The organism is Skermanella pratensis (assembly GCF_008843145.1).
Classification (GTDB): domain Bacteria; phylum Pseudomonadota; class Alphaproteobacteria; order Azospirillales; family Azospirillaceae; genus Skermanella; species Skermanella pratensis.
Window position 1 is genome coordinate 1,059,165 of the sequence record NZ_CP030265.1, and the last position, 15,875, is coordinate 1,075,039.

General features: G+C 68.2%; 13 protein-coding genes and 2 pseudogenes. 2 read left to right on the forward strand and 13 right to left on the reverse strand.

All coding sequences use genetic code 11. The annotated features are described in order from the left end of the window. Positions 1-2: 2 nt before the first annotated feature. The 11 genes and pseudogenes from DPR14_RS04830 to DPR14_RS04875 form a co-directional block, all read right to left on the reverse strand. On the reverse strand, positions 3-1,475 hold the full coding sequence (locus tag DPR14_RS04830; protein WP_211103924.1) for an ABC transporter permease: 1,473 nt from the start codon (positions 1,473-1,475) through the stop codon (positions 3-5). Next, positions 1,436-1,723: a hypothetical protein gene (locus DPR14_RS27705; RefSeq protein WP_211103925.1), complete on the reverse strand. Its 288-nt coding sequence runs from the start codon at positions 1,721-1,723 to the stop codon at positions 1,436-1,438. Before DPR14_RS27705 ends, DPR14_RS04830 begins: the two co-directional genes overlap by 40 nt. Then, a complete protein-coding gene (locus tag DPR14_RS04835) occupies positions 1,723-2,715 on the reverse strand; it encodes an ABC transporter substrate-binding protein (protein ID WP_158044148.1) in 993 nt (330 codons plus the stop codon). Before DPR14_RS04835 ends, DPR14_RS27705 begins: the two co-directional genes overlap by 1 nt. A gap of 129 nt (positions 2,716-2,844) precedes the next feature. Next, positions 2,845-3,168, reverse strand: coding sequence for a hypothetical protein (locus DPR14_RS04840; RefSeq protein ID WP_158044149.1), 324 nt, complete (start codon positions 3,166-3,168; stop codon positions 2,845-2,847). Between the two features lie 175 nt (positions 3,169-3,343). Next, positions 3,344-3,721 (reverse strand): c-type cytochrome, encoded by a 378-nt coding sequence (locus tag DPR14_RS04845; RefSeq protein ID WP_158044150.1) that lies wholly within the window; start codon positions 3,719-3,721, stop codon positions 3,344-3,346. Positions 3,722-3,814: 93 nt separating this feature from the next. Then, positions 3,815-4,609: an FAD binding domain-containing protein gene (locus DPR14_RS04850; protein WP_158044151.1), complete on the reverse strand. Its 795-nt coding sequence runs from the start codon at positions 4,607-4,609 to the stop codon at positions 3,815-3,817. A 22-nt stretch (positions 4,610-4,631) separates the two neighbouring features. Beyond that, positions 4,632-7,039 (reverse strand): annotated as a pseudogene (locus DPR14_RS04855) (xanthine dehydrogenase family protein molybdopterin-binding subunit). 57 nt (positions 7,040-7,096) lie between these two features. Beyond that, positions 7,097-7,549: pseudogene (locus tag DPR14_RS04860) on the reverse strand ((2Fe-2S)-binding protein); the annotation flags it as partial. 79 nt (positions 7,550-7,628) lie between these two features. Then, positions 7,629-8,318 (reverse strand): SRPBCC family protein, encoded by a 690-nt coding sequence (locus DPR14_RS04865; RefSeq protein ID WP_158044152.1) that lies wholly within the window; start codon positions 8,316-8,318, stop codon positions 7,629-7,631. Between the two features lie 124 nt (positions 8,319-8,442). After that, a complete protein-coding gene (locus tag DPR14_RS04870) occupies positions 8,443-9,789 on the reverse strand; it encodes a cytochrome P450 (RefSeq protein ID WP_158044153.1) in 1,347 nt (448 codons plus the stop codon). A 122-nt stretch (positions 9,790-9,911) separates the two neighbouring features. Then, the gene (locus DPR14_RS04875; protein ID WP_158044154.1) at positions 9,912-10,133 is read right to left on the reverse strand and encodes a DUF1127 domain-containing protein; all 222 of its coding nucleotides are present in this window, start codon (positions 10,131-10,133) and stop codon (positions 9,912-9,914) included. A gap of 300 nt (positions 10,134-10,433) precedes the next feature. On the opposite strand from DPR14_RS04875, the gene nosP reads away from it, so the two are divergent. Both nosP and DPR14_RS28030 read left to right on the forward strand, forming a co-directional pair. Then, the gene (gene nosP, locus DPR14_RS04880) at positions 10,434-11,768 is read left to right on the forward strand and encodes a nitric oxide-sensing protein NosP (protein ID WP_246148860.1); all 1,335 of its coding nucleotides are present in this window, start codon (positions 10,434-10,436) and stop codon (positions 11,766-11,768) included. Further along, the gene (locus DPR14_RS28030) at positions 11,756-14,419 is read left to right on the forward strand and encodes a NahK/ErcS family hybrid sensor histidine kinase/response regulator (RefSeq protein WP_158044155.1); all 2,664 of its coding nucleotides are present in this window, start codon (positions 11,756-11,758) and stop codon (positions 14,417-14,419) included. The genes nosP and DPR14_RS28030 overlap by 13 nt, the downstream gene beginning before the upstream one ends. A gap of 211 nt (positions 14,420-14,630) precedes the next feature. On the opposite strand, the gene DPR14_RS04890 is transcribed toward DPR14_RS28030, so the two are convergent. Together DPR14_RS04890 and DPR14_RS04895 are read right to left on the reverse strand one after the other, a co-directional pair. Further along, the gene (locus tag DPR14_RS04890; protein ID WP_158044156.1) at positions 14,631-15,152 is read right to left on the reverse strand and encodes a tetratricopeptide repeat protein; all 522 of its coding nucleotides are present in this window, start codon (positions 15,150-15,152) and stop codon (positions 14,631-14,633) included. Continuing rightward, positions 15,149-15,799, reverse strand: coding sequence for a DUF4062 domain-containing protein (locus DPR14_RS04895; RefSeq protein WP_158044157.1), 651 nt, complete (start codon positions 15,797-15,799; stop codon positions 15,149-15,151). The genes DPR14_RS04890 and DPR14_RS04895 overlap by 4 nt, the downstream gene beginning before the upstream one ends. Positions 15,800-15,875 lie beyond the last annotated feature (76 nt).

Consider the following 15,875-nt stretch of genomic DNA (forward strand, 5'->3'; position numbering starts at 1 on the left):
GCTCACGCCTGCCAGGGCAGGACGCCCGGCGGCAGGCGGCGGGCCAGCAGGGAGGCGGCCAGCATGATCGCCAGGATGGCCGCGACGGAGATCACCGAGACGGCGGCCGCCAGCACCGTGCTGCCGCTCTCCTCCAGCGAATAGACCACGACCCCCAGCGTCTCCGCCCCCGACGACCACAGCAGGATCGAGACCGTCAGTTCATTGAACGAGGTCAGGAACACCAGGATGCCCCCGGCCGCAGCCACCGGGGCCGCCATCGGCACGATCACGGTCCGCAGGCGGTGGATCAGGCCGGCGCCGCACATCTGTGCCGCCTCCTCCATCGCCGGCTCCAGGGTATGGAATCCGGCGATCACCGGCCGGAGCGCCAGCGACAGGAAGCGCGCCAGATAGGCCACCAGGATGATCCAGACCGTTCCGTACAGGGTCGCGTCGAGCAGCGGCAGCGGGCGGATGAACACCAGGATCGTCGCGATGGCGAGCACCACGCCGGGCAGGGCATAGGGCAGTTCCGCCAGCAGGTTCAGCACCCGGAGCACCCGGCTCCGGCGCCAGACGACGAAATATGCCAGCGGGACGGCGACGCAGACCAACGCCGCCGACGCTCCCCCCGCCAGCAGGATCGAGTTGCGGAACGCCCTGCTGGTCGCGTCGTGGACCAGCAGCACATGCAGGTAGTTCGCCAGGGTCACGGACGCGGCGTCGAGCGGCGCCCCGTAGACGCGCACCAGCGACGTGGCGACGAGCGCCGCCAGAGGCACCACCACGATCATCGCGATCACCAGCCAGCATGCCGCCTCGACCGCCGGGCGCAGGGTGCCGAGCCGGTAGTCGAGCGGCCGGGCCGAAGCGCCGGCGGTGCGGACGTCGCGCCGGCTCAGCAGCCAGCCCTGGAGCGCCACCCCGGCGAAGGCGATCAGGCCGACCAGCACCGACAGCACCGCGACGTCGGACAGCACCGCCGGCCCGAATCCGGCCAGCCTCTGGTAGATCAGCGTCGGCAGCACGGTGATCCCCGCCGGGATGCCCAGCAGGGCGGGGATGCCGAAATTCCCGATGGAGGACACGAAGGCCAGGGCCGAGCCCGCGATCAGCGACGGGGCCGCCAGCGGCAGCACCACGGTCGCCAGCACCCGCCAGCGGCCGGCTCCCGCCGCCTGGGCGGCCTCGACCAGTTCGCGCGGGATCGCCCTCAATCCGGCACGCAGGGCCAGGAACACCAGGGCCGACTGCTCGATGCCCATCAGCAGGATGATGCCGCCCCTGCCGTAGAGCGGGTTCGGCGTGCCGGGCGGCGGTGCCATGCCCAGGGTCTTCAGCAGGGCGCTCGACGGGCCGAACAGGTGGATCCAGGACAGCGCCGTGATCTGCGGCGGGATCATCAGCGGCAGCATGAAGCAGAACACGAGGACCGGCTTGCGGCGCAGGTCGGTCAGCCCGACCAGCAGCGCGAAGGCTCCGCCCAGGGCCACCGCCAGCGCGGTCGCCCCAGGCTGAGGGTCAGGCTGTTGCCGGTCGCCCTCCAGGTCGCGGGAGATGACATCACGCGGGTCAGGATATCGGCCGCTTCGCCGCCGCGCGGCGCCAGCGCCTCCGCGACGAGGCGGGCCATGGGAAGCACCGACACGACGCCGACCAGGAGCGTCAGCACCGCCAGCATCACGGCGTCCGGCCGCAGCATCCGGCGGCCGGGCAACTCCTGAGCGGATCGGACGGCCATCAGCCGCCGAACAGGTCGGCGAAGGCCATCTTGTTGGCTTGGTCCTCGGCCAGCGCCTTGGCGCTGTCGAGCGGCAGCACCTTGATCCCGGTCAGGCGGGGGAAGCCCTTGGGCGGCTCCACGTCGGGATGCGCCGGCAGGAAGCCCTGCGCCGACGCCAGTTCCTGGCCCTCGCGCGACAGCAGGAAGGAGACGAAGGCCTGCGCCGCCTCGGGGTTGCGCGCGGTCGACAGGATCGCCACCGGCTCCGACACGGCGCTGACGCCGTCGGCGGGAAAGACGAACTCGACCGGCGCTCCCTTCAGGTTCTCGCGGATCGGGAGATAGTCGATCAGCACGCCGTAGAGCTTCTCGCCGCCGGCCACCGCCGTCATCACGCCGCCGTTGCCCCGGACAGCCACCGCGCCGTTGGCCTGCAACGCCTTGAAGTAATCCAGGCCCAGGCCCGGCACGTCCTTGAGCGTCGCCAGGTGGATCGCCGCGGCGCCGGAATAGAGCGGGCTGGGCATGCTGACCAGGTTCCTGGCCTCCGGCTTCAGCAGGTCGGCCCAGGAGGTTGGCTTCATCTTGGCGTTTTTGTTGTACGCGATGCCGGTGGTGATCAGCTTGGTGCCGAAATAGGTCAGGTCGGGGTCGTACAGGTTCGCCTGGTAATCGCCGACGGGCGCCTTCTCGAACCTGGCGAGACGGTTGTCCTGCTTCAGGCTTTCCATGGTGACCGCGTCGGCGATCAGCAGGACGTCCGGCTGCGGCGACCCGGCCTGGAACTCGGCGCGCAGGCGGTTCATCAGGTCGGTGGTGCCGCTGCGGGTCCACTCGACCTCGACGCCGGGATGCAGCTTCTTGAACTCGTCAACCGTCTGCTGCGCGTCGGCCTCGAGCTGCGAGGTGTACAGCACCAGCTTGCCGGACGCGGCGGAGGCCGCCGGCGTCCAGAATGTGGCGGCGACCGCGCCGAGCAGGCCGGCCGCGGCGCCGAGATACGTCTTCATTCCCTGTCTCCAACCTTCGTCTTGATTGATCTAGAAAGGTTTGAGACGGGACCATGGCCCAGATGCATGACGCCGCGGCGTCGCTTTCATGAAGGATCGGTTACAGTTCCGCTGCCCGGGCAAGCAATCTCAGGACGTCGGGATGTGCCGCATGGCCTGGCGGGCCCACAGGTTTTCCGCCTCGTCCAGCAGGTTCGCCGCGTCGTGCAGCAGGCTGTGGGTGCGCAGGATGTCGGCTTCGTGCCGCATGATCAGCTGGTCGACGCGCTCGGCGAGATCCGCGCCGGGCGTCGCCATCGAGACGCGCAGGCCGTGCAGACGGACAAAGCCGCGGGCGATCCGGTCGCTTTCCGCCCTGAGCAGTTCCAGCCGGTCGCGCAGTTCACCCAATCGGTCGCGATGGACCGACTGTGTTTCGGGTTCGGGTTCCAGGGTGAAGGTATCGGGTGCCATGGTGCCGGTCTCACGGAGAAAGCGGGGCGGGGAGAACGGGGATACCATGCCAGTTATGGTTAAAATCAATCTTAAGGCGTGAAGCGCGCCTGTGGGACATTGTTGTGACATGCCCCGAAACGCGTCCGGGCGCCGTGCTTCCCGGGGAAGCACGGCGCCCGGATCGAGGGGAGCCTTACTTCGTGGCTTCGTTCAGATAAGCGATCAGGTTCTTCAGATCGTCTTCCTTCTTGACGCCGGCGTAGGCCATCTTGTTGCCGGCGATGAAGCCCTTGGGATCGGCCAGGTACTTCGCGAGGTTCTCGTCGTTCCAGGTGAGATTGGCGTTCTTCATCGCCGGAGAATAGGCGAAGCCCTCCACGGTGCCCGACTGGCGGCCCATCAAGCCGTGCAGGGACGGACCCACGCCCTTCTTGCCGGCCTCCAGGCTGTGGCAGGCCTTGCAGGCCCGGAAGACCTTCTCGCCGTCGGCGGCACTCTGCGCCGATGCGGTGGACGCACCCGCCATCAGGGCGATGCCGGCCACCAGGCCGAACAACACTTGCTTCTTCATTCCGTGATTCCTTGTGGATTATGACCAGCTACGGCCGGCACTCTGGAGAGTGCCGGCAATTTACACGAATGAACCATGAATCCGAGCGGCCAATCAGCCGCAGGCCGCGACCGCCCGCTTGGCCATGACCTTGACGAGGCTGGCCCTGTACTCGGCGCTGGCGTGGATGTCGGCGTTCAGGCCGTCGGCATCCACGGTCAAAGCGTCCAACGCCGCCGGGTCGAGGCCGCCGGCCAGGGCCTGCTCGGCTTCGGTCCAGCGGTACACGGACGGCGCGGCGCCGGTGACCGCCACCCGGACCTGCCCGCCGACCTCCGCGACGAACACGCCGACCGTGGCGTAGCGGCTGGCCGGGTTGGGGAACTTGACGTAGGCCGCCTTGCCCGGCTTCGGGAAGGCCACCGCCGTCACGATCTCGTCGGGCTCCAGCGCCGTCTCGAACATGCCGGTGAAGAAGTCCTCCGCGGCGATCTTCCGCGTCGTGGTGTGGACGGTGGCGCCGAGCACGACCAGCGCCGCGGGGTAGTCGGCCGACGGGTCGTTGTTGCAGATCGACCCGCCGAGGGTGCCGCGGTTGCGCACCTGGGCGTCGCCGATCCCCTCCGCCAGCTTCGCCAGCGCCGGGATCAGCCGCTGGACCACCGCGCTCGCCGCGACCTCGGCGTGCGGCGTCGTGGCGCCGATCACCAGGGTGTCGCCGTCCTCCCGGATGCCGCGCAGCTCGGCCACGGCGCCCAGGTCCACCACGTCGCTCGGCTGGGCCAGGCGCTGCTTCAGCGTCGGGATCAGCGTCTGGCCGCCCGCCAGGATCTTGGCGTCCTCGTTGCCGGAAGCGAGCCGGGCGGCTTCGGCCAGGGTCGTCGGGCGGTGATACTCGAATGCGTACATGCTGCTTTCCTCCCCGGTCGCTTTATTCGGCCGCCAGCGGGACCGAGGCGCCCTGGATGGCGCGCCAGACCCGTTCCGGCGTCGCCGGCATGTCGATATGTCCGATGCCCAGATCGGCCAGCGCGTCCACCACGGCGTTCATGACCGTGGCGCTGCCGCCGATCGCACCCGCCTCGCCGCAGCCCTTGACCCCCAGGGGGTTGTGGGTGCACGGCGCCTCCTCGTGGTACTGCACGATGAAGCTCGGGACATCGTCCGCCCGGGGCATGCAGTAATCCATGTAGGAGCCGGTCAGGAGCTGACCAGTGTCCGGATCATAAACGCAGTTTTCCAGCAGGGCCTGGCCGATGCCCTGGACGATGCCGCCATGGACCTGGCCCTCGACCACCATCGGGTTGATCACCCGGCCGAAATCGTCCACCGCCACGAACTTCTCGATCCTGACGACGCCGGTCTCCGGGTCGATCTCGACTTCGGCGATCTGGGTCCCGTTGGGATATGTGAAGTTCTTCGGATCGTAGAAGGCCTGCTCGTCCAGCCCGGGCTCCAGCTCGTCGAGCGGGAAATTATGCGGCACATAGGCCGACAGGGCCACGTCGCCGATGCCGAGGCTCCGGTCGGTGCCGGCCACGGTGAAGCGGCCCCGGTCGAAGACGATGTCGGTCTCCGCCGCCTCCAGCATGTGCGCCGCGATCTTCTTCGCCTTGTTGACGACCTTGTCCATCGCCTTGACGATGGCCGAGCCGCCGACCGCCAGCGACCGGGAGCCGTAGGTGCCCATTCCGAACGGCACCTTCGAGGTGTCGCCATGGACGATCTCGACGTTCTCGATCGGGATGCCGAAGCGGTCGGAGACGAGCTGCGCGAAGGTTGTCTCGTGGCTCTGCCCGTGGCTGTGGGAGCCGGTGAAGACGGTCACCGAACCGGTGGGATGGAAGCGCACCTCGCCGGACTCGTACAGCCCCGCGCGGGCTCCCAGGGCGCCCGCCACATTGCTGGGCGCGATGCCGCAGGCCTCGATGTAGCTGGCGAGGCCGATGCCCCGCAGCTTGCCCCGGGCCTTCGCCTCCGCCTTGCGGGCCGGGAAGCCCTTGTAGTCGATCAGCTCAAGCGCCTGGTCCAGGTTCTTCTCGAACAACCCGCAATCGTACTGCAACGCGACCGGCGTGTCGTACGGCATGGCTGATGGCGGGATGAAGTTGCGCCGCCGCAGCTCGGTCTTGTCGATGCCCATCTCGCGCGCCGCGTTCTCGACGATGCGCTCGATCAGGTAGCAGGCCTCCGGCCGCCCGGCGCCGCGATAGGCGTCCACCGGCACGGTGTGGGTGAACACCGCCTTGACCTCGGCATAGATCGCCGGGGTCGAGTACTGCCCGGCCAGCAGGGTCGCGTACAGGTATGTCGGGATGGACGGCGCGAAGGTGGACAGGTACGCCCCCATGTTCGCCAGCGTTCGGACCCGCAGCCCCAGGAACTTGCCGTCCGCGTCCAGCGCCAGCTCCGCGTGGGTGACGTGGTCGCGCCCGTGGGCGTCGGACACGAAGCTTTCCGACCGCTCCGCCACCCACTTGATCGGGCGCCCGATCTTCCGCGACGCCCAGGTGACGATCGCCTCCTCGGCATAGTGGTAGATCTTGGAGCCGAAGCCGCCGCCGACATCCGGGGCGATGACCCGCAGCTTGTGCTCGGAATGCCCAGCACGAAGGCGCCCATCAGCAGTCGGATGACGTGCGGGTTCTGGCTGGTCGTCCACAGGGTGTAGTCGCCGGTGGCGCGGTCGTACTCGCCGATCGCCGCCCGGGGCTCCATCGCGTTGGGCACCAGCCGGTTGTTGATCAGGTCCAGCTTGGTGACATGGGCGGCCTTGGCGAAGGCGGCGTCGGTCGCTGCCTTGTCGCCCAGGTGCCAGTCGTAGCAGACGTTGCCGGCGGCCTGCTCGTGGACCAGGGGCGCACCGTCCCTGAGCGCGGCGGGAGAGGTGGTGACGGCCGGAAGCTCGTCGTAGTCCACCATGATCAGCTCGGCGGCGTCCTTGGCCTGGTCCCGGCTCTCGGCGATCACCACCGCGACTTGGTCGCCGACATGGACGACCTTGTCCAGCACCAGCGGCGGATGCGGCGGCTCGACCATCGGGCTGCCGTCCTTGGAATGGATCAGCCAGCCGCAGGGCAGGCCGTTGACCTTGTCGGCCGCGATGTCCTGCCCGGTGAAGACCGCGACGACGCCGGGCGCCGCCAGCGCCGCCGAGGTGTCGATGCCCTTGATCCGCGCGTGGGCATAGGGCGAGCGCAGGATATAGGCGTGGGTCTGGTTCGGCCGGTTGATGTCGTCGGTATAGGTCCCCTGGCCGGTCAGGAAGCGGAAGTCCTCGCGGCGCCTGACGGAGGCGCCGATGCCGGTGACGTTGCCGGTGGCGGGAGAGTTCGACATGGTTGCTGCCCCTTCCTCATTCCGCTGCCCGGGGAACGTCGGCGCGCATCGCCTCCGCCCCGCCAGCACGGCCTTGACGATGTTGTGGTATCCGGTGCAGCGGCAGATGTTGCCCTCCAGCCCCTCGCGGACGGTCTTCTCGTCCAGGCGCCCGTGGGTCTGCGCCAGGTCCACGGCGCTCATGACCATGCCGGGGGTGCAGTAGCCGCACTGCAGGCCGTGGTGCTCGCGGAACGCCGCCTGCATCGGGTGCAGCGTGCCGTCGGCCGCGGCCAGTCCCTCGATCGTGGTGACTTCCGTGCCCTCGGCCTGGACCGCCAGCATGGTGCAGCTCTTGACCGAGCGGCCGTCCACGTGGATGACGCAGGCGCCGCACTGGCTGGTGTCGCAGCCGACATGGGTGCCGGTCAGGCCGAGATGCTCGCGCAGCAGCTGCACCAGCAGCGTGCGCCCCTCTACCTCGCGCGTCACGGACTTCCCGTTGACGCTCAGTGTTACCTTAGTGGGCATTTCTGAGCCTTTCCTCGCTAGGTTTTTTATTGCCAAGGCTTGTTATTGATTGGGACCCGGACGAACCGAACCCGGCCGATCAGCTGCCGGCGATCGTATAGAGGATGACGGTGAAAGCGATCACGGCAAGGGCAACCATACCGACCAGGCGGAGATCTACCGGTTCATCGCCGGCGGCCCGGGGCTCCGCCGGACCGGCCGACGCGAAGGCGGCCATGGCGGCCGGCTGCGCCGCCATCTGGCCGCCCGGAACCGCGGCCGGCGCCGGCGCGGGAGCCGACTCGGGCCGTCCCTCCGGAGCCGCCGCCGGCTCTCCGGCGTCCTGCGGCCCTCCCACCACCTCGCTGAACTTGGCGAAGAAATCGTCGGCCATCTTGCGCGCCGTCCCGTCGATCAGCCGGGAGCCGATCTGGGCCAGCTTGCCGCCGACCTGGGCGTGGGCGGTGTATTCCAGGACCGTGGCGCCGTCGCCGTCCGGCATCAGCTTGACGGCGGCGCCGCCCTTGCCGAACCCGGCGGCCCCGCCGGTCCCTTCGCCGCTGATCGTGTATCCGTTGGGCGGGTCGATGTCGCTGAGCGTGACCTTCCCAGCGAACTTGGCCTTCACCGGCCCCACCTTGGCGGTGACCTTCGCCGTCATCTCGGTGTCGGACTGCTTCTCGATCTCTTCGCAGCCGGGGATGCATTGTTTCAGGATGGCCGGATCGTTCAGCGCGGCCCAGACCTCTTCGCGCGGCGCCGTGACCCGGTAGCTGCCGGACATGTCCATGGAGTGGTTCCTCCCGGTCCCGATTTTTCTTGGATGCAGACTAATTGTCGCAGGAGAGTGCGGCACATTAGACTTTCGATCAAGAGCCTGGCTATCGGGGCCAGGGGGGCCGGGAGGGAACCGGTCAGTCCGCCAGGTCGAAGCGCAGGGTGTAGTTGTCCAGCGTTCCGGGCAGCGGTGCGCCGGGGTCGATCCGCCCCGGCTCCTTCAGGCCGACCCGGCGGCCGTCCAGCAGGGCCGCCAGCATCGCGCTGCCCAGCATGGGAACCAGGTCGCGGGCGGGGCAGATCGCCGGACCGCCGCTGAAGGGGATCAGCGGCCAGCCGCCCTGCCGCACGCCGTCCATCCACAGGTCGGGGGTGAAACGGTCGGCGTAGGGCAGGTTCTCGTCGTCGCGGTGGAAGAAGGGGGCGAAGATGAACACGCTGGTGTTTTTCGGCATGGTGCCGGTGTCCCACTGCGTCTCGCCGGTGGTCTCCCGCAAAACGGCCGGCGTCGTCGGCCACAGCCGCAGCGACTCGAGGATGCAGGCGCGCAGGAACGGCAGGTCCCGGCGTCCTTCGGTTCCAGCATCCCCGATCTCCCGCCGCGCCCGGTCGGCCTGGTCCGGATGCGAGGCCAGCAGCGCCAGGGCCCTGAAGGTCGCCATGCCTCCGGGATCGAAGGCGAAGAACCAATGCGCCACCTGATGGGCCGGCGCCGTGTCCGCCGTCTGCGGCGTGGCGGCGATGACCGCGGCCAGGCTGCCGGGTTCGGCCCGCGCCAGATGTCCCTCCAGCCGTTGGTAGAAGCGGTCGCGGAGCCCCTTGCGCTGGGGCCGCAGGAACGCCCAGTTGCCCGCCGCGCGCAGCCGGGCCAGCATGTCGGTCAGGTCCTCGTCGTTCCGCGCCGCGTCGCCCAGCACCACCCGGCGGACCACGTGGTGCCACGACGCGGTGAAGTCGTCCCAGGCCAGCACGCCGCGGGAGCGCGCCGTTTTCAGCAGGTCCTCCGCTTCCTCGCCGACGACCGCGACGAACCGCTCGCCCATCCGGTGGACCGGACAGCCGCTGTCCAGCACCTGCTCGTTGAACCGGCGGCGGTCGGCCCGTTTCGGCCCGTGGGAGATCAGCGAGGCGTGCGGCTCCAGATGGGTCAGCGCGGCGCGCTTCTCCGCGCTGGCCGGGGCGAAGGGCTCGGGCGCGTTGTCGAGCACGCGGTGAACGTCGTCAGGCGACAGGATGATCGCCTGCGACCGGCCGGGAATGGCCAGCATCAGCGGCCCCGGACCGTACTTGGCCCGCAGCCGCTGCATCCGCCGGACCGCCCGCCGGTCCAGCCCCAGCCGCTCCGCCAGCCCGACCACCTTCGGCCTCCGGATGATGACTCCCTTCGAGATCGTCGGAAGGACGATTTCCGCGACGGCGGCCATGGTGTCCCGAAGGCTTGCCCTCGGCAGCGGGCCCGGCTTGGCGGCGATATCGGCGGACATGGATTTCCCTCGTGCTGTACCCTGCTTTCCCAACCCTTCCTTATGCCTTGGGGCGGGGCATGGTTCCGTGGGGGTGCTGGGAAATCCGACCGCTTACCGCCGGTCATCGGTTCCGGCAACCCTCACGGGCGTCCGCTTCTCACAACTCCGTGGATCCGCTGCCGTTCGATGCCGAGATCGCGCAGCATCGCGTCGTCCATGGCCGAGAGGTGCTGTTCCAGCCGGCGGTTGGCCCGCTCCCGGGTCAGGCGCCGGAAGGCGGTGCTGATCTTCCGGGACAGATAAGCCAGGAACCGTCCGGCGTGGCCGGCTGCGGGCACCAGCGTCTGATGCGAGGTGAACATACGAGTCCCTCCGGTTTTATTAATCAGTCATTATCCATGAGCCCGCGGATCATGGGGTGCGAGGGTCCCGGCGACTGTGAACCCGCTTACACACACCCGTATTTTCTCCACTTCCTTGCCGGCATTCCGGTTCGGGTCCGCCGCTTAGACTTTGGTCTAACGCCGCACCCGGGGCAGCACCCTTGGCAGAACCGTTCCCGGGGAGGTAATTTTATGCCAGCACGGGCGGCGCAGGCGGGGAGATCCGTTGGATCGCTCCCGCCACCCGTCCGCAGCCAGGGGAAAGGCGGAGAAATTCAAATGGCCAAGGGGCCTCGCACCGGCCGCGTCGGCGGTCGGACCTCGCGCGTGCCGGCTCGCAAGCACCTGGACGACCTGGTGAAGGCGGCACCTCTGCCGCCTCCCGCCGAGGTGGTGCCCCCGGTGCCGGTCCAGCCGTCGGGCGCCGTGGGCCGGGCCGCCATCGACGCGCGGTCCCCGCGCCTGCGCCGGGGCATGAGCCACGCCCTCGACCCCCGCCAGGCCGCCCGCGACCTTTACGAGGCCGTCGGCCAGCCCGATATCGCCTTCGTCCTGGTGTTCTGCTCTCCCCAGTACGATCTGGAACAGCTCGGCCCAGCGCTGGCCGAGCTGTTCGGCGACACCCTGGTGATCGGCTGCACCACGGCGGGCGAGATCACGCCGGTCGGCTACATGACCGGCTCGATCACCGGGGTCAGCTTCCCGCGCAGCGATTTCTCCGCCGTGGCCGAGCGGATCGACGACCTGGAAGGGTTCGAGATAGCCCATGCCGATGCCCTGGTGCGCAGCCTGTCCGCCCGCCGCAATACCGCCCTGGAGAATGCCGCCGCCGACGACCGCGAGCCCGCCGCCGGCAAGAGCTTCGCCCTGCTGCTGATCGACGGGCTGTCCGTCCGGGAGGAGCTGGTGGTCAGCTCGATCTACTCGGCGCTCGGCGACATCCCGCTGTTCGGCGGGTCGGCCGGGGACGACCTGAAGTTCACCCGGACCTGGATCCTCCACGACGGCGGATTCCGCAGCAATGCCGCCGTCCTGGTGCTGGTCGACACGGTGCGCCGCTTCACCGTCTTCCGCACCGAGCATTTCGTCAGCTCCGACCGCAAGATGGTGGTGACGGAGGCCGATCCGGCCCGCCGTATCGTGACGGAGATCAATGCCGAGCCCGCCGGGCGGGAGTATGCCCGGATGGTCGGGCTGGAAGGCGAGCCGCTGACCCCGATGATCTTCGCCGCGTATCCCGTCGTGGTGCGGGTCGGAGGCGAATACCATGTGCGATCGATCCAGAAGGTCAATGACGACGAGAGCCTCACCTTCTTCTGCGCCATCGACGAGGGCATCGTGCTGACCGTCGCGGAGGGCGTGGACCTCGTCCAGAACCTGGAGAGCCTGTTCAGCCGGCTGCACGAGGATGTCGGCGAGCCGGAACTGATCCTGGGCTGCGACTGTATCCTGCGCAGCCTGGAGATGGAGCAGAAGCAGATCAAGCACCTGGTTTCCAAGGTGCTCGCCCGCAACAACGTGATCGGGTTCTGCACCTACGGAGAGCAGTTCAACGCGATGCATGTCAACCAGACCTTCACCGGCGTCGCCATAGGTGCGCGATGCGAGTCCTGACCCTCCCGTCCCCGGCCTCCGAGCCGGGGCAGACGCCGGAACAGCAGCGCATCGCCGAGCTGGAACGCGAGAACCGGAAGCTGCGCCGCATCAACAAGGTCCTGATGGACCGGGTCGAGCGCAGCATGGATTTCCAGGGCAGCGCCTTCTCGCTGTTCCAGACCGCCATCGTGCTGGAGACCAAGGTCCGCGAGCGCACGCTGGAGCTGGAGCGGACGCTCCGCGAGCTGGAGCGCTCCAACCGCGACCTCGCCCGCGCCAAGGAGATGGCGGAGACGGTGCAGGCCCGGCTGGCCGAGGCGATCGAGTCGGTCAACGAGGGCTTCGCCCTGTTCGACGGCGACGACCGGCTGGTCATGTGCAACAGCAAGTACCTGGCCTTCTGGCCGGCCTTCGACGGCCGGATCCTGCCCGGCATCACGTTCGACGAGATCGCCCGGCTGGCGGTGGAGACCCGGTCGGTGCAGGACGCCCGGGACGGCGGTCAGGGCTGGTTCCACCAGCGCATGGTACAGCACCGCAACCCCCAGGGTCCCTATGTCCACGCGCTGGCCGACGGCCGCTGGATGCAGGTCAACGAGCGGCGCACCCGCGACGGCGGCGTGGTCGGCGTCTATACCGACATCACCGACCTGAAGCGCGACGAGACCCGCCGGAGAGAGCAGGAGCTGGCGGAGAAGACGGTGCTGCTCCAGGCCACCCTGGACAACATCGCCCAGGGCGTCGCGGTCTATGACAAGGACCTGAACCTGGTCGCCTGGAACGACAATTTCGCCCATTTGCTCGACCTGCCGCCCGATGTGGTGCGGCACGGCGCGACATACCAGGACTTCGTCCGGCACAACACCGGTCTCGGCTGGGCGGGTCTCAGCGGCATGGCGATGTCCTACCAGGACCTGGCGGAACGGCCCCTGGCGCTGGAGGAGGAATGGCAGGGCAGGGTGCTCGACATCCGGCGCACGGTCATGCCCGGCGGCGGCTTCGTCAACACCTACACCGACATCACCGCGCGCAAGCGGAACGAGGAGGCTCTGCGCGACAGCGAGCGGCGCATCCGCACCATCACCGACGCGATGCCGGCCCTGATCGCCTATGTGGACAGCGACCAGCGCTTCCGCTTCGTCAACAAGCCCTACGAGGACTGGTTCAACCGCCCGCGGGAGGAGATCGACGGCCAGCCCATGTGGGTGGCGCTGGGCCGGGCCCATTACGAGCAGCGCCGGCCCAACGTGCTGGCGGCGCTGGCCGGGCAGGAAGTCACCTTCGAGATGGAGCTTCCGGCCGAGAACGGCGCCGTCCGCTACGCGCTCGCCACATACATCCCCCATTTCGGCGAGAACGGCGAGGTCGTGGGCTATTTCGCCCTGATCCAGGACATTACCGAGCGCCGCATGGTCGCCGAGGCGCTGAAGGAGTCGAAGGAAAGCCTGGAGCGCCGCGTGGACGAGCGCACCGCCGCCCTGATGGCGCTCAACGGCAAGCTCCACCAGGAGATCGCCGAGCGCAAGCAGATCGAGGAGGCGCTTCGGGTCGCCAAGGCCGACGCCGAGCAGGCCAACCTGTCCAAGACCAAGTTCCTGGCGGCGGCCAGCCACGACCTGCTGCAACCCCTCAACGCCGCCCGCCTGTTCGTCTCGGCGCTCAGCGACCTGGAGCAGACGCCCCAGAACGCCTTGCTGATCGACAATACCGACGTGGCGCTGGCGGCGGTCGAGGACCTGCTGGGAGCCCTGCTCGACATCAGCAAGCTGGACGCCGGCGTCGTCCAGGCGGAGCCCAGCGCCTTCCCGATCGAATCCCTGCTGGGCGCCATGGCGACCGAATACGTGGCCCAGGCGAAGGAGCGCAACCTGGAGTTCTGCGTCGTGTCGAGCAGCGCCGTCGTCCACAGCGACATCCGGCTGCTCCGCCGCATCCTCCAGAACTTCCTCAGCAACGCCATGCGCTACACCCGCACCGGCCGCGTGCTGCTTGGCTGCCGGCAGGTTTCGGGCCGCCTGCGCATAGAGGTCTGGGACACGGGGCCGGGCATCCCCGAGGACAAGCTGGCCGAGATCTTCGAGGAGTTCCGCCGCCTGGGCAACGACCAGAACGCCCGCGACCGCGGCATGGGCCTGGGGCTCGCGATCGTCGAGCGTGTCGCCCGAATGCTCGACCACCGCATCGGCGTCCGCTCGGTTCCCGGCCGGGGATCGGTCTTCTCGGTGACGGTGCCGCTCGGCGAGCGCGGCCGCACCGCCCGCCCGCCCCAACCGGCCCCCGCCGCCGTGACCAACCGGCTCGCCGGTTCCCTGGTGCTGGTGATCGACAACGAGCGCAGCATCCTGTCCGGCATGACCGCCCTGCTGGAGGGCTGGCGCTGCACGGTCGTGACCGCCACGACGGGGTGCGAGGCCATCGGCATCCTGGACGGGATGGAGCGCGCGCCGGACATCGCCATCGCCGACTACCACCTGGAGGACGGCGCCACCGGCGTCGCAGAACTCCAGCGCGTCGCCCGCCACTGCGGCAACCCCATCCCCAGCCTGATCATCACCGCCAATCGCCTGCCCGAGGTCCAGGAAGAGGTCAACGCCAGCGGCTTCCAACTCCTCAACAAGCCGGTGAAGCCGGCACAGCTGCGGTCCCTGATGACGAGCATGCTGAGCTGAGGGGGAGAGCGGAACCGTCCCGGACCGGCCGCGAAGCCGTTCTCGCCGGACCGGATCAGCCATCGTTCCGCCCGGCTCGCCGTAGGTCGGCCTCGGCCGAAGGCCGACGCCGACACCGCGGCCGGAGCGTTGGAGCGGGACATCGACGTTCGGCCCTGGCGGGCGAAAAGCGGTCCATGGAGCTGGCGGGTCCGGCCTGACTGGACACCCTTTATTTGGCTGCCATTCCCCTGAGGGAATCCCTGAAACGCCGAACATCATCAGCGATCTCCCGCAGAGCCGGTTCAGCCGCGGAGCCGAAGCGGGCGAGGAGATCGTCGTAGGCGGCGAGTGCGTCCTTGCTGCGTCCGAGTTGGCCGAGGGTGAAGCCCTTGTTATAGAGCGCCAGGGCGACCGGTTCGCGCAGCGCCGGCTCGGCCGCGGAACCGAAGCGGGCGAGGAGATCGTTGTAGACGGTGAGTTCGTCCTGGCCGCGTCCGAGTTTGCCGAGGGTGACACCCTTGCCGAAGAGAGCTCCTGCAACTTGGGCGAGGTGATCCGGATGCTGCGATGTTCCCGGTCTGTCAGCGACTTCCGTAAAGGCGCCCATCGCCTCGTCCAGCTTTCCCAAATGGATTTGACATATCCCCCAATGGTTCTTTGCCTCGGCCCATTCCTGGTCGGAACTGGATGCATCAATCGCTTTTTCGTTGCAGAACAATGCTCTCGCGTAATCGGGAGTGCCTGCGCTCATGAGGCTCTTTGCCTCGTTGATCCAATAGTCGAATGTGGGCTCGACGGTGGGGAACGACCCGCGCTAAAAATTGACGACGCCGTTTCAGTGACTGGGTCGAGCATCGAAGATCCGCGTGCCGTCTTGTGATGATCCCGAAGCCAGCTTGCCAGATGGACTTCGAGAGCATCAATGAAGTCAGCGCTTTGGCTGTACTGCCGAAACAGGTATCGTTTGTCGTCTTCGATCCACCTCTTGAAGTCCAGAACCGCCTTCAACTGTGGCCCCGGATCGTTCCGCCGGCTTTGGTCCACGTCCTTGAAGAAGAGCGCAATGTTGTAGATCTTGGCAGCCCGGTACAGCTCCTCCGCAAGCGCGAATTCCTCCTCGGTGCCCGAGCTGAAGGTCGGCCCGGTTGGCGATCCCCAGCGGTCATGAAGCACGAACACGGCGTAGTCGCACTGTTTGAGGTCCTCGTTGATCAATTCCTGCGGGCGCCCGACGCCGGCGGTCGTATCTTCCCATCCGACGGGATGGAACATGACGTCATGAGGTCCGGCATGCACGATCGAATACCGGTCGAGCAATTGTTTAAAGCTCTTGCGCTCCTCTTCCAATCCACCGGGCGACCCGATGAAGACGCGGTACTGGGTGATCGATCTTGGCACCGCGCTATCCTTGCCCTATGCCGGTATTCACTTCGTCGTGGGTTTTCCGTTGACGGCCGTGGGCCAGCAGGATAGC